The organism is Salmonella sp. SAL04162 (assembly GCF_046551535.1).
Lineage (GTDB): Bacteria > Pseudomonadota > Gammaproteobacteria > Enterobacterales > Enterobacteriaceae > Salmonella > Salmonella enterica.
Map to the genome: position 1 here is coordinate 260,829 of NZ_JBGDVX010000003.1, position 22,723 is coordinate 283,551.

At 54.3% G+C, this 22,723-nt stretch carries 19 protein-coding genes; 13 read left to right on the forward strand and 6 right to left on the reverse strand.

Annotated features, from left to right (window positions below):
- Positions 1–20: 20 nt before the first annotated feature.
- Entirely contained in the window at positions 21–821 is an 801-nt protein-coding gene (yiaJ, locus tag ACLJRH_RS08115; protein ID WP_023137367.1) for an IclR family transcriptional regulator YiaJ, read from the reverse strand.
- 229 nt (positions 822–1,050) lie between these two features.
- Here yiaJ and yiaK point away from each other — a divergent pair, with 229 nt between their 5' ends.
- From yiaK to araD, 10 genes are all read left to right on the forward strand, one after another.
- Positions 1,051–2,049 (forward strand): 3-dehydro-L-gulonate 2-dehydrogenase, encoded by a 999-nt coding sequence (yiaK, locus tag ACLJRH_RS08120; RefSeq protein ID WP_000869008.1) that lies wholly within the window; start codon positions 1,051–1,053, stop codon positions 2,047–2,049.
- An 11-nt stretch (positions 2,050–2,060) separates the two neighbouring features.
- Positions 2,061–2,525 (forward strand): YhcH/YjgK/YiaL family protein, encoded by a 465-nt coding sequence (locus ACLJRH_RS08125; RefSeq protein WP_001646653.1) that lies wholly within the window; start codon positions 2,061–2,063, stop codon positions 2,523–2,525.
- Positions 2,526–2,548: 23 nt separating this feature from the next.
- The gene (locus ACLJRH_RS08130) at positions 2,549–3,481 is read left to right on the forward strand and encodes a DUF4862 family protein (RefSeq protein WP_023137366.1); all 933 of its coding nucleotides are present in this window, start codon (positions 2,549–2,551) and stop codon (positions 3,479–3,481) included.
- 138 nt (positions 3,482–3,619) lie between these two features.
- Positions 3,620–4,093 (forward strand): 2,3-diketo-L-gulonate TRAP transporter small permease YiaM, encoded by a 474-nt coding sequence (gene yiaM, locus ACLJRH_RS08135; RefSeq protein WP_000832313.1) that lies wholly within the window; start codon positions 3,620–3,622, stop codon positions 4,091–4,093.
- Positions 4,094–4,095: 2 nt separating this feature from the next.
- Entirely contained in the window at positions 4,096–5,373 is a 1,278-nt protein-coding gene (yiaN, locus tag ACLJRH_RS08140) for a 2,3-diketo-L-gulonate TRAP transporter large permease YiaN (protein ID WP_000301820.1), read from the forward strand.
- Positions 5,374–5,384: 11 nt separating this feature from the next.
- A complete protein-coding gene (gene yiaO / locus ACLJRH_RS08145; protein WP_000766331.1) occupies positions 5,385–6,371 on the forward strand; it encodes a 2,3-diketo-L-gulonate TRAP transporter substrate-binding protein YiaO in 987 nt (328 codons plus the stop codon).
- Between the two features lie 3 nt (positions 6,372–6,374).
- Entirely contained in the window at positions 6,375–7,871 is a 1,497-nt protein-coding gene (locus ACLJRH_RS08150) for an FGGY-family carbohydrate kinase (RefSeq protein ID WP_000074063.1), read from the forward strand.
- Positions 7,868–8,518, forward strand: a complete 651-nt coding sequence (gene ulaD / locus ACLJRH_RS08155; protein WP_000089520.1) for a 3-keto-L-gulonate-6-phosphate decarboxylase UlaD — start codon at positions 7,868–7,870, stop codon at positions 8,516–8,518. Before ACLJRH_RS08150 ends, ulaD begins: the two co-directional genes overlap by 4 nt.
- Positions 8,519–8,522: 4 nt before the next feature.
- Entirely contained in the window at positions 8,523–9,383 is an 861-nt protein-coding gene (locus ACLJRH_RS08160) for an L-ribulose-5-phosphate 3-epimerase (RefSeq protein WP_001244036.1), read from the forward strand.
- The gene (araD, locus tag ACLJRH_RS08165) at positions 9,377–10,072 is read left to right on the forward strand and encodes an L-ribulose-5-phosphate 4-epimerase (RefSeq protein WP_023137414.1); all 696 of its coding nucleotides are present in this window, start codon (positions 9,377–9,379) and stop codon (positions 10,070–10,072) included. The genes ACLJRH_RS08160 and araD overlap by 7 nt, the downstream gene beginning before the upstream one ends.
- A gap of 148 nt (positions 10,073–10,220) precedes the next feature.
- Here the strand turns inward: araD and ACLJRH_RS08170 are convergent, their stop codons facing one another.
- On the reverse strand, positions 10,221–11,036 hold the full coding sequence (locus ACLJRH_RS08170) for a helix-turn-helix domain-containing protein (RefSeq protein WP_000891812.1): 816 nt from the start codon (positions 11,034–11,036) through the stop codon (positions 10,221–10,223).
- A gap of 263 nt (positions 11,037–11,299) precedes the next feature.
- On the opposite strand from ACLJRH_RS08170, the gene ACLJRH_RS08175 reads away from it, so the two are divergent.
- Complete coding sequence (locus tag ACLJRH_RS08175; RefSeq protein WP_023137415.1) at positions 11,300–13,255, forward strand: glycoside hydrolase family 127 protein; 1,956 nt, start codon at positions 11,300–11,302, stop codon at positions 13,253–13,255.
- Between the two features lie 229 nt (positions 13,256–13,484).
- On the opposite strand, the gene aldB is transcribed toward ACLJRH_RS08175, so the two are convergent.
- Positions 13,485–15,023, reverse strand: a complete 1,539-nt coding sequence (aldB, locus tag ACLJRH_RS08180; protein ID WP_000183988.1) for an aldehyde dehydrogenase AldB — start codon at positions 15,021–15,023, stop codon at positions 13,485–13,487.
- Between the two features lie 168 nt (positions 15,024–15,191).
- On the opposite strand from aldB, the gene ACLJRH_RS08185 reads away from it, so the two are divergent.
- Positions 15,192–16,073, forward strand: coding sequence for an ROK family protein (locus ACLJRH_RS08185; protein WP_023137416.1), 882 nt, complete (start codon positions 15,192–15,194; stop codon positions 16,071–16,073).
- A 284-nt stretch (positions 16,074–16,357) separates the two neighbouring features.
- Here ACLJRH_RS08185 and selB read toward each other — a convergent pair whose 3' ends face one another.
- The 3 genes from selB to ACLJRH_RS08200 all read right to left on the reverse strand — a co-directional run bounded on the left by selB (position 16,358) and on the right by ACLJRH_RS08200 (position 20,303).
- Positions 16,358–18,208 carry a selenocysteine-specific translation elongation factor gene (gene selB / locus ACLJRH_RS08190; protein ID WP_000582383.1) on the reverse strand — a complete coding sequence of 617 codons (1,851 nt, stop codon included), beginning with the start codon at positions 18,206–18,208 and terminating at the stop codon, positions 16,358–16,360.
- Complete coding sequence (selA, locus tag ACLJRH_RS08195; RefSeq protein ID WP_023137417.1) at positions 18,205–19,596, reverse strand: L-seryl-tRNA(Sec) selenium transferase; 1,392 nt, start codon at positions 19,594–19,596, stop codon at positions 18,205–18,207. Before selA ends, selB begins: the two co-directional genes overlap by 4 nt.
- A 98-nt stretch (positions 19,597–19,694) precedes the next feature.
- Positions 19,695–20,303 carry a glutathione S-transferase gene (locus ACLJRH_RS08200; RefSeq protein ID WP_000766675.1) on the reverse strand — a complete coding sequence of 203 codons (609 nt, stop codon included), beginning with the start codon at positions 20,301–20,303 and terminating at the stop codon, positions 19,695–19,697.
- A 475-nt stretch (positions 20,304–20,778) separates the two neighbouring features.
- Between ACLJRH_RS08200 and mtlA the strand changes: the two genes are divergently transcribed.
- Positions 20,779–22,695, forward strand: coding sequence for a PTS mannitol transporter subunit IICBA (gene mtlA, locus ACLJRH_RS08205; protein ID WP_000093287.1), 1,917 nt, complete (start codon positions 20,779–20,781; stop codon positions 22,693–22,695).
- Positions 22,696–22,723 lie beyond the last annotated feature (28 nt).

Genomic DNA, 22,723 nt, shown 5'->3' on the forward strand with positions numbered 1-22,723 from the left:
ATAAAACCTGGTGAGCTGTCTTATTCGCGAACGGTAAATCCCAGCTCATTAGAGATAGCCTGTGCGGTTTCACGCAACGGTTTGAGCAGATTTTTCTCGCCGATCTGTTTTAGCCGTGACGTCGACAGTGAAATAGAAATGGCGTAAGGCACCCGATGGTGAATATCAAACACAGGCACAGCAATACAGGAAACGCCCAGTTCATTTTCTTCGCGATCCATTGCCATGCTGGTTTCACGAATTTGCGCCAGCTCATCGTACATTGCTGGTAAATCGGTAATGGTGTTGCGAGTCAGCGGCTGGATCTGATCTTTATGGCTTTCCCAGTAAGACGCCACATAATCCGGCTGACCAAACGCCATATAAATTTTCCCCATCGCCGAGCAGTACAGCGGCATATGCTGGCCAATGTAGGCACGCGTGCGCAGCATACCGGTGGTCGGTTCCAGCTTATAAATCAGGATAGCGTGATCATCTTCACGGCTGGAAAAATTCACCGTCTCGCCGGTGGTCAGGTTGAGCGCCTCAAGGTGCGGTGCCGCAACGTGGATGCTATTCAGCGATGACAGGGCTTTTTGGCCGACGGCAATAAACTTTGTCGTCAGACGGTAGCTCCCGGCCGCCGGCGCTGGCGTCACGTATCCGCAGGATTGAAGCCCCTGCAACAAACGATGGACGGTGCTCTTGTTCAACCCCGCCAGCTCCGACAGGTGCGCCAGTGGGCAACCGTTCGGGTAGTTACTCAAAATTTCTATCAACATCAGGCCACGAAACAGGCTCTGACTCCCCGCAGGCTTCTCTTTATCGTTGTTCTGGCTCATCAGAAAACTCTCTCCTTTCTTGGGCGATCAGATGGTAGCTCAAAGTGTGTTGCAGTTCACGATATCAGCATAAAAAACATAACCCGATGATTTTAATCGTTTTTAAAAACCTTCTCTGGCGTTGCTATGTCAATTTTTGATCTATATATTTGGAACTACATTTCGTATTATGAAATTTATCGACAAAAAAACATACTAAAATTTCTAACAATCGACCAGGAGAACAGGGATGAAAGTAACTTTCGAAGAGTTAAAAGGGGCCTTCTACCGCGTCTTGCGGTCGCGGAATATTGCGGAAGATACCGCCGACGCCTGCGCGGAAATGTTCGCTCGCACCACCGAGTCCGGTGTCTATTCCCACGGCGTGAACCGCTTTCCCCGCTTCATTCAGCAACTAGATAACGGCGACATTATTCCTGATGCTAAACCGCAGCGGGTTACCAGCCTCGGCGCCATCGAACAGTGGGATGCTCAGCGCGCTATCGGCAACCTGACGGCGAAAAAGATGATGGACCGGGCCATCGAGCTGGCTTCCGATCATGGTATTGGCCTGGTGGCGTTACGTAATGCTAACCACTGGATGCGCGGCGGCAGCTACGGCTGGCAGGCGGCGGAAAAAGGCTATATCGGCATTTGCTGGACCAACTCCATCGCCGTCATGCCGCCGTGGGGCGCGAAAGAGTGCCGTATCGGTACCAATCCGTTGATCGTCGCCATCCCGTCTACGCCGATCACTATGGTAGATATGTCGATGTCGATGTTCTCTTACGGCATGCTGGAGGTTAACCGCCTGGCCGGCCGCGAACTGCCGGTGGACGGCGGTTTCGACGATAACGGTCAGTTGACCAAAGAACCGGGCGTTATCGAGAAAAATCGCCGCATTTTACCGATGGGTTACTGGAAAGGATCTGGTCTGTCGATTGTGCTGGACATGATTGCCACCCTGCTTTCCAACGGCTCTTCCGTTGCCGAAGTGACCCAGGAAAACAGCGATGAATATGGCGTTTCGCAGATCTTCATCGCCATAGAAGTGGATAAGCTGATCGATGGCGCAACCCGCGATGCCAAACTGCAGCGGATTATGGATTTCATCACCACCGCTGAACGTGCTGACGACAACGTCGCGATTCGGCTGCCCGGCCACGAATTTACCAAATTGCTGGATGACAACCGCCGTCACGGTATCACCATTGACGACAGCGTCTGGGCCAAAATTCAGGCGCTGTAAGGAGCCACATCATGATTTTTGGACATATCGCGCAGCCAAATCCATGTCATTTGCCAGCCGCGATCGAGAAAGCGCTTCACTTTTTACGTACCACCGACTTTCGCACGCTGGAACCCGGCGTAGTGGAAATCGACGGCAAAAATATCTTCGCGCAGATTATCGATATGACCACCCGCGATGCTGCTGAAAATCGTCCGGAAGTCCATCGCCGCTATCTGGATATTCAGTTTCTGGCATGGGGCGAAGAGAAAATTGGGGTTGCCATTGATACCGGTAATAATCAAATCAGCGAGTCATTATTAGAACAGCGCGATATTATTTTTTATCACGACAGTGAACATGAATCATTCATTGAAATGATACCGGGAAGTTATGCCCTGTTTTTCCCGCAGGATGTTCATCGTCCAGGTTGTAATAAAAACATTGCTACGCCGATACGGAAAATAGTCGTAAAAGTCGCCATAGACGTTTTATAAAATAGAGTTTACTGGAGCACAAAATGAAAAATAATACCGGTTATATTATCGGTGCGTACCCTTGTGCACCCTCATTTCACCAGAAGAGTGAAGAGGAAGAGACGGAATTCTGGCGGCAACTCTCTGGTACTCCGGATATCCGGGGGCTGGAGCAGCCTTGTCTTGAACATCTTCACCCGCTCGGCGACGAGTGGTTATTGCGCCATACACCGGGAAACTGGCAAATCGTGGTCACCGCGATAATGGAAACCATGCGCCGCCGTAGCGAAAACGGTGGTTTTGGATTAGCGTCCAGTGACGAGGAGCAGCGTAAAGCCTGCGTGGAATACTACCGTCATCTTTATCAGAAGATAAATAAACTCAATGCGAAAACCCCCGGCAAAGTCATAGCCCTTGAGCTTCATGCCGCCCCACTGGCGGGCAATCCGAACGTGGCGCAGGCAACCGACGCCTTTGCGCGCTCATTAAAAGAGATTGCCAACTGGGACTGGTCCTGCGACCTGGTGCTTGAACACTGCGACGCGATGACCGGCCCCGCACCGCGCAAAGGATTCTTACCGTTAGTAAACGTACTGGAAACTATTGCCGACTATGACATAAGCGTCTGCATTAACTGGGCGCGCTCGGCTATTGAAGGGCGGGATACCTCTCTACCGCTGATCCACACGCAGCAGGCCAAACAGGCTGGAAAACTCGGGGCGCTGATGTTCTCCGGTACAACGCTGGATGGAGAATACGGCGAATGGCAGGACCTCCATGCTCCGTTTGTACCTTTCTGTCCACAAAGCCTGATGACGGAGAAACATGTTAAAGAACTCATTACCGCCGCAGCTCCCGAACTGTTGCTGTTTACCGGCATTAAATTGTTGGAAATCAATGCCAGCGCCGATATTAATCACCGCATAAATATATTACGTGATGGTATTAATATGATGAAAAAGGCCACACGCAGCTAACCTGAATTAAACATCATCACCTTAATCCTCGGCCTGCAACTCAACGTTGCGCCGACCTAATATAAACCAAACATAAGAAATTAAGTTCCACTATTCAGCATCGAAAGAAATAAGTTTCTATAACCTGATGGAGTCGTTATGAAGCGGGTACTTGAGGGCATACTTGCGGTATTAATTGCCGTACTTTCCTGCATTGTATTTATTAACGTTATTTTACGTTACGGTTTTGAGAGCAGTATTTTGTCGGTAGATGAACTATCACGTTATCTATTTGTATGGCTGACGTTTATTGGCGCCATCGTGGCATTTATGGATAACGCTCACGTTCAGGTCACTTTTGTGGTGGAAAAACTTTCGCCAGCGAATCAGCGTCGTCTCTCGCTGCTGACGCATTCACTGATTTTATTGTTATGCATCGCATTAGGCTGGGGCAGCCTACAAAAAGCACTGCAGGACTGGAGCGATCACTCGCCAATCCTCGGTTTACCGATCGGCCTGATGTATATCGCCTGTCTGCCCACAAGCGTTGCCATCGCGTTAATCGAGCTGCGTCGGCTTTATCACTTAATAACGCGTAACGATTCCTTTCAACAACCACAGCAAGGAGCCTAATCATGGCCGTGGTGATATTTCTCTGCTGCCTGCTCGGCGGGATCGCGATAGGTTTACCCATCGCCTGGTCGCTGCTGCTTTGCGGCGCTGCTCTGATGGCATACCTGGATATGTTTGACGTGCAGATTATGGCGCAAACTTTGGTTAACGGCGCGGACAGCTTCTCCCTGCTGGCCATTCCCTTTTTTGTTTTGGCCGGTGAAATCATGAACGCGGGCGGCCTGTCAAAGCGAATCGTCGACCTGCCGATGAAGCTGGTCGGCCATAAGCCCGGCGGCCTGGGCTACGTGGGCGTTATTGCGGCAATGATTATGGCCAGCCTTTCCGGCTCTGCGGTAGCAGATACCGCTGCGGTCGCCGCGCTGCTGGTGCCGATGATGCGCTCCGCAAACTATCCGATCAACCGCTCCGTTGGGTTAATCGCTTCCGGCGGGATCATTGCGCCAATTATTCCGCCCTCGATTCCTTTTATTATCTTCGGCGTTTCCAGCGGCTTGTCGATCAGCAAGCTGTTTATGGCCGGGATCGCACCGGGCATCATGATGGGCGCGGCGCTTATGCTCACCTGGTGGTGGCAGGCCGGGCGATTAAATCTCCCTTCTCAGCCTAAAGCAACACCGCGTGAAATCTGGCAATCATTGGTTTCAGGTATCTGGGCGCTGTTTTTACCGGTGATTATTATCGGCGGCTTCCGTTCCGGACTTTTCACGCCAACGGAAGCAGGAGCGGTTGCCGCGTTTTACGCCCTCTTTGTCGCCGTGGTTATCTATCGGGAATTAACGTTTTCCAGTCTCTACCACGTGCTGGTCAATGCCGCCAAAACGACGTCAGTCGTCATGTTTCTGGTGGCCGCAGCTCAGGTATCCGCCTGGCTGATTACGATCGCGGAATTACCCATGATGGTGTCAGATTTGCTGCAGCCGCTGGTCGACTCTCCGCGACTCTTATTTATCGTCATTATGATCTCAATTATGGTCGTCGGTATGGTGATGGACTTAACGCCAACGGTGTTAATTCTTACCCCTGTATTATTGCCATTAGTTAAAGAAGCCAATATTGATCCGATTTATTTCGGCGTCATGTTCATTATTAACTGCTCTATTGGATTAATCACACCGCCCGTTGGCAACGTCCTCAACGTTATTTCCGGGGTAGCAAAATTGAAATTTGATGACGCGGTAAGAGGTGTATTCCCTTACGTTGTCGTACTGATGTCGTTGCTGATTTTATTTATTTTTATTCCCGAGCTAATTATCACACCGCTTAAATGGATTAATTAAAGGATAATATTATGAAATTACACGTTATTGCTCGTTCATTATTGATAGCAGGTCTGACAGTTTTCAGCGTGTCGTCTCTGGCGGCACAATCTTTACGTTTTGGTTATGAAACACCGCAAACTGACTCCCAACATATTGCCGCGAAAAAATTTAACGAATTATTAAAAGAAAAAACCAACGACGAATTAACGCTAAAACTCTTTCCTGACAGCACATTAGGTAACGCCCAGGCAATGATCAGCGGGGTGCGCGGCGGAACTATTGATATGGAAATGTCCGGTTCGAACAATTTCACCGGCCTGGCCCCTGTATTCAACTTACTTGATGTCCCCTTCCTGTTTCGCGATACCGCGCATGCGCATAAAACGCTCGACGGCAAAGTCGGCGATGAACTGAAAAAATCACTCGATTCAAAAGGGTTAAAGGTCCTCGCCTACTGGGAAAACGGCTGGCGCGACGTCACCAACTCCCGCGCGCCGGTAAAAACGCCGGGCGATTTGAAAGGCTTAAAAATCCGCACTAACAACAGCCCAATGAATATCGCGGCCTTTAAAATCTTCGGCGCGAACCCTATTCCGATGCCGTTCTCCGAAGTCTATACCGGCCTCGAAACCCGTACGATTGATGCCCAGGAACACCCTATCAACGTCGTGTGGTCAGCGAAATTCTATGAGGTACAGAAATACCTCTCCCTCACTCATCACGCCTATTCGCCTCTGCTGCTGGTGATCAATAAAGCCAAATTCGACGCTTTAAGCCCGCAGTTCCAGGAGGCACTGCTGAGTTCCGCCAAAGAAGCGGGTGACTATCAGCGCAAACTGGTCGCCGAAGATCAGCAAAAAATTATCGATGGCATGAAAGAAGCCGGAGTTGAAGTCCTGACCGACATCGACCGTAAAGCCTTCAGCGATGCGCTGGGCAGCCAGGTGCGCGATATGTTCCTGAAAGACAACCCGCAGGGCGCCGATCTCCTGAAAGCCGTGGACGAGGTGCAATAAGTCATGAGTAACTACTGGCTGGGGTTAGATTGTGGTGGGAGTTGGCTAAAAGCCGGATTGTACGATGGCGCAGGCCGGGAAGTAGCGGTGCAACGCCTGCCGCTGCACGCTTTAAGCCCGCAGCCAGGCTGGGTTGAACGCGATATGACCGAACTGTGGCAACAGTGCGCCTCGGTCATCAACAAACTGCTGGCGCACACGGGGGTGAACGGTTCACAAATCCGTGGTCTGGGTATTTCAGCTCAGGGTAAGGGCCTGTTCCTGTTAGATAAAAGCGATCGGCCATTAGGTAAAGCGATACTCTCTTCCGACCGTCGCGCCATGGAAATTGTCCAGCGCTGGCAAAAAGAAGCGGTTCCGCAAAAACTCTACCCGCTGACCCGACAAACCCTGTGGACCGGGCATCCGGTCTCCCTTTTACGCTGGGTAAAAGAGAATGAGCCGCAGCGCTACGCGCAGATAGGCAGCGTCATGATGACGCATGACTATCTGCGCTGGTGCTTAACCGGCGTGAAAGGCTGTGAGGAGAGCAACATCTCCGAGTCCAACCTCTACAACATGGCGACGGGCCAGTACGACCCGCGCCTGACCGAGTGGCTGGGCATCAGTGAAATCGACAGCGCGCTGCCCCCCGTGGTGGGTTCAGCCGAAATATGCGGGGAGATCACCGCTCAGGCGGCCGCCATCACCGGTCTGACGGTGGGCACTCCCGTCGTCGGCGGCCTGTTTGACGTGGTTTCCACCGCCCTTTGCGCCGGTATTGAGGATGAATCAACGCTCAATGCGGTGATGGGGACCTGGGCCGTCACCAGCGGCATCGCTCACGGTCTGCGCGACCATGAGGCCCATCCTTACGTCTATGGCCGCTACGTCAATGACGGGCAGTATATCGTTCACGAAGCCAGCCCGACCTCTTCCGGCAACCTTGAATGGTTCACCGCCCAGTGGGGCGACCTCTCTTTTGATGAGATCAACCAGGCGGTTGCCAGCCTGCCGAAAGCCGGTAGCGACCTCTTTTTTCTGCCGTTTCTCTACGGCAGCAATGCCGGACTGGAGATGACCTGCGGTTTTTACGGGATGCAGGCGCTGCACACCCGCGCGCACCTGCTGCAGGCGATTTATGAAGGCGTGGTCTTCAGCCATATGACCCACCTCAACCGCATGCGTGAACGTTTTACCGACGTTTGCGCCCTGCGCGTTACCGGCGGACCGGCCCACTCCGACGTCTGGATGCAGATGCTGGCGGACGTCAGCGGCCTGCGCATTGAGCTGCCGCAGGTGGAGGAGACCGGCTGCTTCGGCGCGGCGCTGGCTGCCCGCGTCGGAACCGGCGTATATCGCAATTTCCGCGAGGCCCAACGCGACCTCCGGCACCCGGTGCGCACGCTGCTGCCGGACATGGCCGCGCACGCCCTCTATCAGCGTAAATACCGCCAATACCAGCATTTGATTGAAGCACTACAGGGCTATCACGCCCGTATTAAGGAGCACGCATTATGAGCCGACCACTACTGCAACTAGCGCTCGACCACACCAATCTGGAAGCAGCCCAGCGCGATGTCGCCCTGCTACAGGATCATGTCGATATCGTTGAGGCTGGCACCATCCTCTGTTTAACCGAAGGCCTTAGCGCGGTGAAAGCCCTGCGAGCGCAGTGCCCGGAAAAAATCATCGTCGCCGACTGGAAAGTGGCCGATGCCGGTGAAACCCTGGCGCAGCAGGCTTTTAGCGCTGGCGCCAACTGGATGACTATCATCTGCGCTGCGCCGCTCGCAACCGTCGAGAAAGGCCATGCCGTTGCCCAGTCCTGCGGCGGTGAAATTCAAATGGAACTGTTCGGCAACTGGACGCTGGACGACGCCCGAGACTGGTATCGCGTCGGGGTTCGCCAGGCGATTTATCACCGCGGACGCGATGCGCAGGCCAGCGGGCAGCAGTGGGGAGAGGCGGACCTGACGCGTATGAAAGCGTTGTCCGACATCGGCCTTGAGCTGTCAATTACCGGTGGTATTACCCCGGCCGATCTACCGCTGTTCCGCGACATTAACGTTAAGGCATTTATCGCCGGACGTGCGCTGGCAGGTGCCGCCCATCCGGCGCAGGTCGCCGCCGAATTCCACGCCCAAATTGACGCCATCTGGGGATAACAACATGCGTAATCATCCATTAGGTATTTACGAGAAAGCACTGGCGAAAGATCTCAGTTGGCCGGAGCGGTTGGTGCTGGCAAAAAGCTGCGGTTTTGATTTTGTTGAGATGTCGGTGGACGAAACGGATGAACGTCTCTCACGCCTGGAGTGGACCTCGGCCCAACGCGCTTCGCTGGTGAACGCGATGCTGGAAAGCGGCGTCGCCATCCCGTCGATGTGTCTCTCCGCCCATCGCCGTTTCCCTTTTGGCAGCCGCGACGAAGCGGTACGCCAGCGGGCGCGTGAAATCATGACCAAAGCCATTCGCCTGGCGCGCGACCTGGGGATCCGCACCATCCAGTTGGCAGGTTACGACGTCTATTACGAAGAGCACGACGAAGGCACCCAGCAACGTTTCGCCGAAGGGCTGGCGTGGGCGGTAGAACAGGCTGCGGCTGCGCAGGTGATGCTGGCGGTGGAGATCATGGATACCGCGTTTATGAACTCCATCAGCAAGTGGAAAAAGTGGGACGAGATGCTTTCGTCACCGTGGTTCACCGTTTATCCAGACGTCGGCAACCTCAGCGCCTGGGGGAACGACGTGACCGCCGAACTGAAGCTGGGGATTGACCGTATCGCCGCTATCCACCTGAAAGACACGCTGCCAGTGACCGGTGACAGCCCCGGCCAGTTCCGAGACGTGCCGTTTGGCGAAGGATGCGTTGATTTTGTTGGCATCTTCAAAACGCTGCATGAGCTGAATTATCGCGGTTCATTTCTGATTGAGATGTGGACAGAGAAATCCAGTGAGCCGGTGCTGGAAATTATCCAGGCCCGCCGCTGGATTGAATCACGGATGCAGGAAGGAGGTTTCACATGTTAGAGCAACTGAAAGCCGAGGTGCTGGCGGCCAACCTGGCCCTCCCGGCGCACGGGCTGGTCACCTTTACCTGGGGCAACGTCAGCGCGGTCGATGAGACGCGCAAACTGATGGTCATTAAGCCTTCCGGCGTTGAATATGAGGTAATGACCGCCGACGATATGGTGGTGGTAGAGATCGCCAACGGCAAGATCGTTGAAGGCAACAAAAAACCGTCGTCCGATACCGCGACCCATCTGGCGCTCTATCGGCGCTATCCGCAGATCGGCGGGATCGTGCATACCCATTCCCGCCATGCGACGATCTGGTCGCAGGCCGGGCTCGATCTGCCCGCCTGGGGCACCACCCACGCCGACTATTTCTATGGCGCGATCCCCTGTACCCGGCTGATGACCGTTGAGGAAATTAACGGCGAGTACGAGTATCAGACCGGCGAGGTGATTATTAAAACCTTTGAAGAGCGCGGTCTGGATCCGGCGCAAATCCCGGCGGTATTGGTTCATTCACACGGCCCGTTTGCCTGGGGTAAAAACGCCGCCGATGCCGTCCACAACGCCGTGGTGCTTGAGGAGTGTGCCTATATGGGGCTGTTCTCGCGCCAGCTGGCCCCGCAGCTACCGGATATGCAGCCTGAACTGCTCAATAAACACTATCTGCGTAAACACGGCGCGAACGCCTATTACGGGCAGTAACAGCCTATGTCGGATGGCGGCTGCGCCTTATCCGACCTACAAGACTTGCAATATCAATACGTTGTGATGAACTCTTGTAGGCCCGATAAGCAAAGCGCCATCGGGCATTCAGTTTGCAACCGCGTTGTCAGAGGGCCAAAGATTATACTCAAGAATTAACGTGTTCCTTACTGTAGCGCCGCTTCCAGGCGGTAGGCGTCAGGCCGGTGTGCTTGCGGAAGATCTGGCGAAAGTAACCAACGTCATTAAAACCGCACCGCTCCGCCACCTCTTTTAACGAACGCGCGTCGCTAATCAGCAACTTTTCCGCCTCGCGCACCCGCTGGCGGTGGATGGCTTCCGTTAGCGTAAGGTGAAATACCCGCCGATAAACGCGTCCCAGATAATCCACATTGCAATGCAGTTCTTTCGCCAGAACTGAGCTGGAAAGCGGCAGGTGATAGTGCGTTCGAATCAGCTGCTGTACTTTCCAGGCCAGCGACACGCCAGCGGCCTCGGCGTTTTCATTCTGCCGGGCGTCAACGGTGAGCTGCTGCAAAATCAGCAGCACGATGAACTCCAGCGCCGGGCTGCGCTGGTGCTTTTCCTGCTCGTTCATAAACTGGCGAAAAAGCGCAATCAGCGCCTGCGGATCGGCAACCTGGGTATGCTGCGGCACGGAAAGATGCGTCAGCCAGCGCGGGTCGCTGTCCGGCGCTTTGACCTCAAAATGGAGCCAGTAAAATTTAAGATCGGTGGGAAACTCTTCAACGCCAATATGGCGGCGATGCGGCCAAAGCAACAGGCTTTCCCCGGCTTCGACACAGAAAACACATTCTTCTTCCTGAATTTTCAGGCAGCCTTTTTCCACAAATATAATTTCCCACGATTGCAGACGCCTGGCAGGATGACGCCCAATGCCGCGAGAAATAAATAATCCGCCGTTTTGGACTTTAATCGGTAATGTTATGGATAATTCGAGCATTAATATGTCATTTCCCGCTCATTCAGCACCGTATTTCATATTAGCTTTTGATTATTAACTAAAAATAGTCATTTCACTCGATCCATCTCACATTTTTAAATACGGGTCGGAATCGTCATCTTTTTTTACTCTTTTATCGCCTTGTCGCTCACCGCTATCTGGGCAAAATGAATTAGGTCATAACGCGAAAATAAAAATTACTGCCATAAAATACCCCGTCAGCGAGGAATATCTATGACCTCTACAGCCTTAAGGAGCACGAAATGAACGTACTGGAAGTCGATCTGCATAAACTGACGGTCAGCGATCCGTTCCTCGGACAGTATCAACAACTGGTTCGCGATGTGGTTATTCCTTACCAGTGGGATGCGTTAAACGATCGTATTCCAGAGGCTGAACCCAGCCATGCCATTGAGAATTTCCGCATTGCCGCAGGACAGCAGACGGGCGACTTTTACGGCATGGTCTTTCAGGACAGCGACGTGGCGAAATGGCTGGAAGCGGTTGCCTGGTCACTGTGCCAGAAGCCCGATCCCGCGCTTGAGAAAACCGCCGATGAGGTGATTGAACTGGTGGCCGCCGCGCAGTGTGACGATGGCTATCTCAATACGTACTTTACGGCAAAAGCCCCGCAAGAACGCTGGAGCAACCTGGCGGAGTGCCACGAGCTTTATTGCGCCGGGCACCTGATTGAAGCGGGCGTCGCCTTCTTTCAGGCCACCGGCAAGCGTCGGCTGCTAGACGTCGTTTGTCGCCTGGCCGATCATATCGACAGCACTTTCGGCCCTGGCGAAAATCAGCTGCACGGCTATCCGGGCCACCCGGAAATTGAGCTGGCGCTGATGCGTCTGTATGAGGTAACAGAGCAGCCGCGCTATATGACGCTGGCAAGCTACTTTATCGGGCAGCGCGGTGCCCAACCGCACTTCTACGACGAAGAGTACGAAAAACGCGGCCAAACCTCTTACTGGCATACCTACGGCCCGGCGTGGATGGTCAAAGACAAAGCCTACAGCCAGGCGCATCTGCCAATTTCGCAGCAGCAGACGGCCATTGGCCACGCGGTACGTTTTGTCTATCTGATGACTGGCGTGGCGCATCTCGCTCGCCTGAGCAACGATGAAGGCAAACGCCAGGACTGCCTGCGTCTGTGGAAAAATATGGCGCAGCGTCAGCTGTATATCACTGGCGGGATTGGCTCGCAGAGCAGCGGCGAAGCCTTTAGCTGCGATTACGATTTACCGAATGATTCGGTCTATGCGGAAAGCTGCGCTTCAATCGGCCTGATGATGTTCGCCCGCCGGATGCTGGAAATGGAAGCCGATAGCCAGTACGCCGACGTGATGGAGCGCGCGCTGTACAATACCGTCCTCGGCGGTATGGCGCTGGATGGCAAGCATTTCTTCTACGTCAACCCGCTGGAAGTGCATCCAAAATCGTTAAAATTCAACCATATTTACGATCACGTTAAGCCCATTCGCCAGCGCTGGTTTGGCTGCGCCTGCTGCCCGCCGAACATCGCCCGCGTGCTCACCTCCCTTGGTCACTACATCTACACGCCGCGTGCGGATGCGCTGTACATCAATATGTACGTGGGTAACAGCATGGAAATACCGGTTGAAAATGGCGCGCTCAAACTGCGGATTGGCGGGAACTACCCGTGGCATGAGCAGGTGAAGATCGCCATCGACTCTGTGCAGCCGGTACGTCACACGCTGGCGCTACGTCTGCCGGACTGGTGCCCTGAGGCAAAAGTGACGCTCAACGGGCTGGAAGTGGAGCAGGATATTCGCAAAGGTTATCTGCATATCCGTCGAACCTGGCAGGAGGGCGATACGATAACCCTGACGCTGCCGATGCCGGTTCGCCGCGTGTATGGCAATCCGCTGGCGCGTCACGTCGCCGGTAAGGTCGCCATTCAGCGCGGGCCGCTGGTCTATTGCCTTGAGCAGGCCGATAACGGCGAAGAACTGCATAATCTGTGGTTACCGAAAGAGAGTGAGTTCCGGGTCTTTGAGGGCAAAGGGCTTTTTGCGCATAAGATGCTGATTCAGGCTGAAGGCGAGAAGCAAAGCGCCCCAGATGCGCAGCATCAGGCGTTGTGGCACTACGATAACGCGCCGTCATCGCGCCAGCCGCAGACGCTAACGTTCATTCCGTGGTTTAGCTGGGCCAACCGCGGCGAGGGCGAAATGCGGATTTGGGTCAACGAGCGGTAATACTGTGCCGGATGGCGGCTGCGCCTTATCCGGCCTACAAGATTTGCAATATCAGTACATTGCGATGAATTTTTGTAGGCCTGATAAGCGAAGCGCCATCAGACATTACCACCAGGCTGATATCAATGCGGTAGGCCCTATAAGCGAAGTGCCATCGGGCATTACCACCAGGCTAATATCAACGCGGTAGGCCCGATAAGCGCAGCGCCATCGGGCATTACCTCTTGCGTCAGAACAGCCCCAGCGGCTTATCGGAATAACTCACCAGCAGGCACTTGGTTTGCTGGTAGTGTTCCAGCATCATCTTATGCGTTTCGCGCCCGATGCCAGACTGCTTATAGCCGCCAAACGCCGCGTGTGCCGGATAGGCGTGATAGCAGTTGGTCCATACGCGCCCGGCCTGAATGCCGCGACCCATCTTATAAGCCAGATTGCCGTTGCGGCTCCAGACGCCTGCGCCGAGGCCATACTGCGTATCGTTAGCGATTTCCAGCGCCTCCTCCATGGTTTTAAAGGTGGTTACCGCCAGCACCGGGCCAAAGATCTCCTCCTGAAAGACGCGCATATTATTCTTACCAAACAGGATAGTGGGCTCAAGGTAATAGCCCTCTTTAAGTTCGCCATCCAGCTCCTTGCGTCGCCCACCGGTCAGAATATCGGCCCCCTCTTTTTTACCGATATCGATATAATTGAGGATAGTCTCAAGCTGGCCGTGGGAGACCTGCGCCCCCATTTGCGTACCGCTATCTAGCGGGTTCCCGCTGCGAATGCTCTCTACCCGGCGAATAGCGCGCTCCATAAAGCGCTCATAGATGGACTCCTGGACCAGCGCACGGCTTGGACAGGTACACACCTCGCCCTGGTTAAAGGCAAACAGGGCAAAACCCTCCAGCGCTTTATCAAAGAACGCATCTTCTTCATCCATCACGTCAGCAAAGAAGATATTTGGCGATTTACCGCCTAACTCCAGCGTCACCGGAATAATATTCTGCGTGGCGTACTGCATGATCTGTTGGCCCACTTCCGTCGAACCGGTAAACGCCACCTTCGCGATACGTTTCGAGGTCGCCAGATATTCACCGATCTCGCCGCCCGCGCCGTTCACGACGTTGACGACGCCCGGTGGTAACAGATCGCCAATGACTTCCATCAACAGCAGAACGGAAAGCGGCGTCAGGCGTGCCGGTTTAAGCACTACGCAGTTACCCGCCGCCAGCGCTGGCGCCATTTTCCAGCTTGCCATCAACAACGGAAAGTTCCACGGGATTATCTGCCCCACGACGCCAAGCGGTTCGTGAAAATGGTAGGCCACGGTTTCGCTATCAACTTCGCTGATCCCGCCCTCCTGCGCACGTATACAGGAGGCGAAATAGCGGAAATGATCGATCGCCAGCGGTACGTCGGCGGCGCTGGTTTCACGAATCGGTTTACCGTTATCCCAGGTTTCCGCTGTCGCCAACAGTTCGAGGTTTTGTTCCATCCGATCGGCGATCTTAAACAAGATAGCGGCACGGTCTTGTACTGACGTATGCGCCCACTTATCTTTCGCCTTATGCGCGGCGTCGAGCGCTAAATCGATATCTTTTTTACCGGAGGAAGCGACTTCACATAGCGGCTGGCCGGTCACTGGCGTCAGGTTTTGATAATATTCGCCGTCGGCGGGCGCAACCCAGTCACCGCCAATAAAATTGTCATAGCGGGCTTTTAATTTCAGTGGGTACCCGTATTCACCTGGCTGAATACGTGTTGAAGGGGGATTGTTCGTCATGACCAACTCCTTATTGTAAAGGTACTCCACAAGGGTAGACGGTACTGGTGAATTTTTCGCCAATGGTTTTCTGCTTTACGACAGCAATCACGAATTACTTTCCTTTACGTTTCTCCGTCTGGTTTTAGCCATACTAAACAGGTGCCTGTTTAACGTACGGAGAACACTATGCAGCAATATATCGGTATTGATGTGGGAGGAACTCACGTCAAATATGGCGTGATTAACAGTGACGGCGAAGAATTAACCCATCATCAATTCGATACGCCAGAGGACGCCTCCACGTTTACCCGCAAATGGCAGGATGTGGTGGCGCGTTGCCAACAGGACTATGACATTGCGGCAATCGGGGTCAGTTTCCCCGGCCATATTAATCCCCATAACGGTCATGCGGCAAAAGCGGGCGCGCTGGCTTACCTGGATGACGTCAACCTGATGGAGTTGTTCAGCGGGCTGACCGATCTGCTGCTGGTCGTGGAGAACGACGCGAACTGCGCGGCGCTGGGCGAAATGTGGCGAGGCGCCGGGCAGCATTATGACAATCTGGTCTGTATCACCATTGGAACCGGCATTGGCGGCGGTATTATCGTCGGACGAGAGCTGTATCGCGGCGCACATTTCCATGCCGGTGAATTCGGCGTCATGCCGGTCGGGAACAATGGCGAAAGTATGCATAAAATCGCGTCAACCAGCGGATTAATGGCGTCGTGCCGCCAGGCGCTGGCACTGCCTGCCGAAGAGATGCCGCCTGCGGATGTGATCTTCGAACGAATGGCGACCGATGTTCATCTGCGTGAGGCGGTCAATGACTGGGCGCGTTATCTGTCACGCGGCGTTTACAGCGTGATCTCTATGTTTGATCCGGGCGTGGTGCTGATCGGCGGAGGAATAAGCGAACAGGAAAAACTCTACCCGCTCCTGACGCGGCATCTTGAAACGTTTGAAATGTGGGAGGCGCTCCAGGTGCCGATTCAGCCCTGCCAACTGGGAAATCAGGCGGGCAGGCTGGGCGCCGTCTGGCTGGCGCAGCAAAAGCTCGACCGAAGCTAACGTATTACGCCTTATCCGGCCTGCATCGTCTACGCAGGCCCGGTAAGCGTCCGCGCCACCGGGCAAAGGCGTTACATCGCCGCGCGATAAATTTCCACAATCTCATCGTGAGTCGCCTGACTAAGGCGCAAAGAATATGGGCAAAACTATTCTGATAATAGGCTCACGATGGCTATTTTAAGAAGTCAGAAAAATAAAAAGCACATCAGGTTCGTTTGCTGATGTGCTTTTTATAAAGCAACGCAATAATTGTATTGCTTCATTTCTGATTTAAATTAACCATTTCATTCTTTTTGCGGAAATAATAACGCATCACGTAATAAATGATCATTCCCACGGCGTCGTGTAAATCCAATCCGGTCAAAATATTCAAGAATCTGAATAGCCAGTTTCCGCCCTACATTCAGCCTGTCGCGAAAATCCGCCGCACACGTTGATCCTCTCTCTTGATCCAGCTCGCGGATCATATTGGCGAAAGCGACAATCCGATCGTTACGATAGTACCGATCTTTTACGATCGCGGTAATGATGCCTTGCTGTGCCGCCTGCCGCAGCACCAGCCGCATCAATTGTTCTTCCGTTCCGGTCTCTTTCGCCAGATCGCGTACCCACCAGGGCTCATCGCCAAATAGCGGTTCAACTTTTTGCCAGACGGCCTGCTGCTCATCGCTAAATCCCGCTTTATGATCCGGCAGATGCAACCAACCGTGATGGCTATGAATCAGGCCGTCGTCGCGCATCCGCTCGATCAGCATCAGGACCAGCGCTTCATCTTCCATTGGCAGGGCCATGCGGCGTAAACGCTCGCGTCCCGGCCCCGGTTCATCGCGGTGCTGTTCGTGGTAGGTCGCCAGCGTATCGAGAATCTTACGCTGCCAGCGGGCGGCGACGGGCGCGCTTAGCAGATTGTCTCCGGCCTGGATAAAACCATGTTGCTCAATAAGCTGACGCATACCGAGAGGATTAAGCTGACGCGCCCAACCGAAATCCGGCAGGTTGACGGCGCCGCGTTCCAGATGAATGGCCAACGCCGCGCTATCGTCCTGCGCGGCGGCAAGCGTTGAAAGCCAGTGCAAATAATCTGGCTTACGTTTACCGCGACGCGGCGCCTTAAGCGTCACCACGCGTGCGCCGGCAAGGGTGGCGCGTGCGGAAATATCACGCAGCACCAGTCTGTCATTATCGGCCAGCCACAACGGCGTATCGAAGATCAGCTCGGCCAGCCCGCCTTCCAGCAAAGAGACGCGACCGGTCACATGGCTGGCGGCATGGTGAATATGTAGCGGCTGCCATTGGGAAAGCGGCGCATGAAGTGCCAGAGAAACGATCACCCGGGAAAAAGCTTCCCCCACCGGCGCATCGGAAAGCAGCCAGTCGCCGCGGTTAAGCTGTTCCTTCTCCGCATCGCCCGCAATATTGAGCGCAATACGTTGCCCGGCGTGCGCATGGTCGGTAGGCTGATTTTGTGCGTGCAGGCTACGCACCCGCATCGGTTTATTTACTCCGGTTAACCACAGCGTATCACCTACCTTCACCTCTCCGCTCAGCGCCGTTCCGGTCACCACCAGTCCCGCCCCTTTCACCGTAAACGCACGGTCGATAGCCAGACGGAAGCGATGCTGCGCGGCGTGCAAACGTGCAGGAAGCTGCTGTAAATGAGCGCGAAGTTCTGCAATACCGCGTCCTTCATTGGCAGCGGTGACAAATAAAACGGTATCGGCGAAGCCATAGTTGTCGAGCGCCGCCAGTACCTCTTCTCGTACTTCACCGATACGCGCCTCGTCCACGCGATCGGCTTTGGTCAGCGCGACGGTGAGCTGGAGATTGCCCGTCAGTTGCAGGATCTGTAAATGCTCGCGCGTTTGCGCCATGACGCCGTCATCACAGGCGACCACCAGCAAAGCGTGATCGATACCGCCTACGCCCGCCAGCATGTTAGAGAGGAATTTTTCATGCCCAGGCACATCGATAAAGCCCAGCACACGGCCATCCGGCTGCGGCCAATAGGCGTACCCCAGATCGATAGTCATCCCGCGTTTTTTCTCTTCCGGCAGGCGATCGGCATTGACTCCGGTAATCGCCTGGAGCAACGTCGTTTTACCGTGGTCTACGTGTCCGGCAGTTGCAATAATCATTTCAGCATCATCTCCATAAACCGGCTTTCGTCTTCAAGACAGCGCATATCCAGCCATAAACGGCCATCATAAATTCGGCCAATGACCGGTACAGGCAGCGTGCGCCAGCGAGCCGCCAGCGCCTCCAGCCGACTACCGCGCCCGTCGTGCGGGGTAAAGGTCATGGCGGTGCTGGGGAGGCGGTCTACCGGTAATGAACCGCTGCCGATTTGCGACAGGCAGGGTTTAACCTCCAGCGCAAATTCATCGCCGTAACGTGCCGCCAGCCGCGCCTGTAACCGCTGCGCTTGTTCGCGAATCGACGCTTCACTGCGGGTTAACAGACGCAGGGTGGGTAATTTCTCCGCCAACGCTTCCGGGTGCAGATACAGACGTAACGTTGCCTCCAGCGCCGCCAGCGTCATTTTATCCGCGCGCAGAGCGCGTTTCAGCGGATGGCTTTGCAGTTGGGCAATCATCGCTTTTTTGCCGACGATGATCCCGGCCTGCGGCCCGCCCAGCAACTTATCGCCGGAGAAGCTTACCAGGCTGACGCCTGCGGCAATGAGCTGCTGCGGCATCGGCTCTTTGGGTAAGCCATATTGACTTAAATCCACCAGTGAACCGCTGCCCAGATCCGCCACCACCGGAATATCCAGCTCTCGCCCGATTTCCGCCAGTTCCGCTTCCTCTACCGTTTTGGTAAAGCCCTCAATGCTGTAATTACTGGTATGCACCTTCATCAACAGCCCGGTATTTTCATTTACCGCCTGACGGTAATCTTTCGCGTGCGTCCGGTTGGTGGTGCCTACTTCATGCAGCGTACAGCCCGCCTGGCGCATAACATCCGGAATACGAAACGCGCCGCCGATTTCGACCAGCTCGCCACGCGAAACCACCACCTCTTTGCCGCTGGCGGTCGCCGCCAGCATCAGCAATACCGCCGCCGCATTGTTATTGACGATACAGGCGTCCTCCGCCCCGGTGATACGGCATAACAGCGTCGCCAGCGCCCGGTCGCGATGCCCCCGCCCGGCGCCATCCAAATCGTATTCCAGCGTCACCGGCGCGCGCATCGCCTGCGTTACCGCCTCAATCGCTTCTTGCGCCTGCAATGCGCGGCCAAGATTGGTGTGCAGCACCGTCCCCGTCAGGTTAATCACCGGGCGCAGCGCGCTTTGCGCCGCATTTTCCAGCCGGAGTTTCGCCTCTTGCGCCCAGTCTGCGTACCAGTCGGGAAGCGTTTGCGTATTCCGGATGACGTCGCGCGCGTCGTCAAGCATCCGCCTAAGCAGATCAACCACCTGGGTATGGCCATACCGATCGCGCAGAGAAAGAAAAGCGCTATCGTGCAATAAGCGATCGATAGCAGGAAGCTGGCTGTAGAGTGTACGCGTTTCGCTTGTCATGAAAATGCCTGGCTGTTGGTGGCCCTCTCCTGGCGGGAGAGGGATATCGACATAAGGGGGATTGTAACGTGAGTTTGCTCAGGCGGACATAATGCGCGTCAAGCCTTTGGCGCTTCGGTGCGGGCAAAGCTTTCGCGTTGAAAAAGCGTTTCGACCAGTTTGACCAGGTGGGGGCGGCTAACGCACCAGCCAGGCGCGACCCGGCGGAAGTTGAGATAGCCTACCGCACAGGCAATCGCGATAGTCGCCAGATTGACCGTATCCGTTTTTAGCGTCCCGTCGCTCAGATAACTTTCGAGCATATCCAGGCTGCGGTTGATTTTTTCCCGCTGGCGCAGCAGTTCCGTTTCCGATTGTTGCGCCGCCGGGCGCGCCTGTTCGCGTACAGAAACCAACGCTGCATCCATAATGCCGTCAGCCAACGCTTCGAGCTGGCGAACTTTAAGCGCTGCCATCGGGTCACGCGGGAGCATCGCTGGCGCGATATCCAGCAGCTCAATATATTCCGCGATGATCGGCGAATCGAACCAGTACTCCCCTTTCTCCGTCACCAGCGCTGGCACCTTACCCAAAGGGTTGTATTGCGCCACGCCGTTATCCGCCTCGTAGGGTAATTCATTAATAAATTCGAAGGTAATGCCCTTTTCGAGCAGCAGAATAGAGATTTTGCGCACAAAAGGGCTGGTGTAGCTACCGATGAGTTTCATGCCGTGTCCTTTTTGCCAACCAGTAAAAATCATAGTATGGCTCAAATAAGACGAAAAGAGACACAAAAGGAGGTTGCTGAATGACATAACGTGAGAGGACTCGCGACAAAATGTTTGCCGGATCGTATTGACGTTACCCGGGCTTAAAATTTCTTGTGAAGAAGATCACAAAAATTCAACAAAGCACCAAAATAAAAATGTGAAATATCTCACATAAAATTGCCTTTTAAGAGCTAAAAATTAGATTCGTTGTTTTTTTACACAGCCACTTTGTGATCAATATCACATCAATTACCTCTCTACCCCCTATATTTATGTGACACAAATCACATAAATTGTCCCTGTCTGGACAGTTGAACGATTCAGTGCCAGATTGCGCAGTATCTACACTACAGGGTCCGGCTACCTCTGCCGCTACATTAACAAACCTCGGGCTTTCAGCCTGCGCGACAGCAACATAAGAAGGGGTGTTTTTATGTCATCCGATATTAAGATCAAAGTGCAAAGCTTTGGTCGATTCCTCAGCAATATGGTGATGCCTAATATCGGCGCGTTTATCGCGTGGGGTATTATCACCGCATTATTTATTCCAACAGGGTGGTTGCCTAACGAAACGCTGGCGAAACTGGTTGGTCCGATGATCACCTACCTGCTGCCGCTGCTCATCGGTTATACCGGCGGTCGTCTGGTTGGCGGCGAACGCGGCGGCGTAGTGGGCGCTATCACTACCATGGGCGTTATTGTCGGCGCGGATATGCCGATGTTCCTCGGCTCGATGATCGCCGGTCCATTAGGCGGCTACTGCATTAAGAAATTCGACAGTTGGGTAGACGGTAAGATCAAATCCGGTTTTGAGATGTTGGTGAACAACTTCTCCGCTGGCATCATCGGTATGATCCTCGCCATCCTGGCGTTCCTCGGTATTGGTCCGGCGGTTGAAGTCCTGTCCAAAATTCTGGCGGCGGGCGTTAACTTCATGGTGGCGCACGATATGCTGCCGCTGGCGTCCATTTTTGTTGAACCGGCGAAAATCCTGTTCCTCAATAACGCGATTAACCACGGCATCTTCTCACCGCTGGGTATCCAGCAGTCCCATGAGATGGGTAAATCCATCTTCTTCCTGATTGAAGCTAACCCGGGTCCGGGGATGGGCGTCCTGCTGGCGTACATGTTCTTCGGTCGCGGCAGCGCTAAACAGTCTGCGGGCGGCGCGGCAATTATCCACTTCCTGGGCGGTATCCATGAGATCTACTTCCCGTACGTGCTGATGAACCCACGCCTGATTCTGGCGGTGATTCTCGGCGGTATGACCGGCGTATTCACCCTGACCATCCTGAACGGCGGTCTGGTCTCTCCGGCTTCTCCTGGCTCGATTCTGGCCGTACTGGCGATGACGCCAAAAGGCGCTTACTTCGCTAACATCGCTGCCATCGTGGCGGCAATGGCGGTCTCCTTCGTGGTTTCTGCAATTCTGCTGAAAACCAGCAAAGTGAAAGAAGAAGATGACATTGAAGCGGCCACCCGTCGTATGCATGACATGAAAGCGGAATCTAAAGGCGCCTCTCCGCTGGCGGCTGGCGACGTGACTAACGACCTGAGCCATGTGCGTAAAATCATCGTGGCTTGCGATGCCGGTATGGGTTCCAGCGCGATGGGCGCAGGGGTACTGCGTAAGAAAGTACAGGATGCGGGCCTGAGCCAGATCTCCGTCACCAACAGCGCCATTAACAATCTGCCGCCGGATGTGGATCTGGTCATTACTCACCGTGACCTTACCGAGCGCGCGATGCGTCAGGTACCGCAGGCGCAGCATATTTCGCTGACCAACTTCCTGGATAGCGGCCTGTACACCAGCCTGACCGAACGTCTGGTTGCCGCACAGCGCCACAATACTAATGAAGAGAAAGTACGCGACCATCTGAAAGACAGCTTTGAGGAGGGTGATAACAACCTGTTCAAGCTGGGCGCGGAGAATATCTTCCTGGGCCGTAAAGCCGCTAACAAAGAAGAGGCGATTCGCTTTGCCGGTGAACAACTGGTGAAAGGCGGCTATGTTGAGCCGGAATACGTCGAGGCGATGCTGGACCGCGAAAAGCTGACGCCGACTTACCTCGGTGAATCCATCGCAGTACCGCACGGCACGGTAGAAGCGAAAGACCGCGTGCTGAAAACCGGCGTGGTGTTCTGCCAGTATCCGGAAGGCGTACGCTTCGGTGAAGAAGAAGACGATATTGCCCGTCTGGTCATTGGTATCGCCGCACGTAACAATGAGCACATCCAGGTCATCACTAGTCTGACCAACGCGCTGGATGATGAATCCGTGATCGAACGTCTGGCGCACACCACCAGCGTGGATGAAGTGCTGGAACTGCTGGCAGGTAAAAAAGCTTAACAGTTAAGTATCCCCAAAATAGTTCGAG

Coding starts and splice junctions, on each gene's coding strand:
- yiaJ (WP_023137367.1), bottom strand. CDS start 821: ATGAGCCAGAACAACGATAAAGAGAAGCCTGCGGGGAGTCAGAGCCTG.
- yiaK (WP_000869008.1), top strand. CDS start 1,051: ATGAAAGTAACTTTCGAAGAGTTAAAAGGGGCCTTCTACCGCGTCTTG.
- ACLJRH_RS08125 (WP_001646653.1), top strand. CDS start 2,061: ATGATTTTTGGACATATCGCGCAGCCAAATCCATGTCATTTGCCAGCC.
- ACLJRH_RS08130 (WP_023137366.1), top strand. CDS start 2,549: ATGAAAAATAATACCGGTTATATTATCGGTGCGTACCCTTGTGCACCC.
- yiaM (WP_000832313.1), top strand. CDS start 3,620: ATGAAGCGGGTACTTGAGGGCATACTTGCGGTATTAATTGCCGTACTT.
- yiaN (WP_000301820.1), top strand. CDS start 4,096: ATGGCCGTGGTGATATTTCTCTGCTGCCTGCTCGGCGGGATCGCGATA.
- yiaO (WP_000766331.1), top strand. CDS start 5,385: ATGAAATTACACGTTATTGCTCGTTCATTATTGATAGCAGGTCTGACA.
- ACLJRH_RS08150 (WP_000074063.1), top strand. CDS start 6,375: ATGAGTAACTACTGGCTGGGGTTAGATTGTGGTGGGAGTTGGCTAAAA.
- ulaD (WP_000089520.1), top strand. CDS start 7,868: ATGAGCCGACCACTACTGCAACTAGCGCTCGACCACACCAATCTGGAA.
- ACLJRH_RS08160 (WP_001244036.1), top strand. CDS start 8,523: ATGCGTAATCATCCATTAGGTATTTACGAGAAAGCACTGGCGAAAGAT.
- araD (WP_023137414.1), top strand. CDS start 9,377: ATGTTAGAGCAACTGAAAGCCGAGGTGCTGGCGGCCAACCTGGCCCTC.
- ACLJRH_RS08170 (WP_000891812.1), bottom strand. CDS start 11,036: ATGCTCGAATTATCCATAACATTACCGATTAAAGTCCAAAACGGCGGA.
- ACLJRH_RS08175 (WP_023137415.1), top strand. CDS start 11,300: ATGAACGTACTGGAAGTCGATCTGCATAAACTGACGGTCAGCGATCCG.
- aldB (WP_000183988.1), bottom strand. CDS start 15,023: ATGACGAACAATCCCCCTTCAACACGTATTCAGCCAGGTGAATACGGG.
- ACLJRH_RS08185 (WP_023137416.1), top strand. CDS start 15,192: ATGCAGCAATATATCGGTATTGATGTGGGAGGAACTCACGTCAAATAT.
- selB (WP_000582383.1), bottom strand. CDS start 18,208: ATGATTATTGCAACTGCCGGACACGTAGACCACGGTAAAACGACGTTG.
- selA (WP_023137417.1), bottom strand. CDS start 19,596: ATGACAAGCGAAACGCGTACACTCTACAGCCAGCTTCCTGCTATCGAT.
- ACLJRH_RS08200 (WP_000766675.1), bottom strand. CDS start 20,303: ATGAAACTCATCGGTAGCTACACCAGCCCTTTTGTGCGCAAAATCTCT.
- mtlA (WP_000093287.1), top strand. CDS start 20,779: ATGTCATCCGATATTAAGATCAAAGTGCAAAGCTTTGGTCGATTCCTC.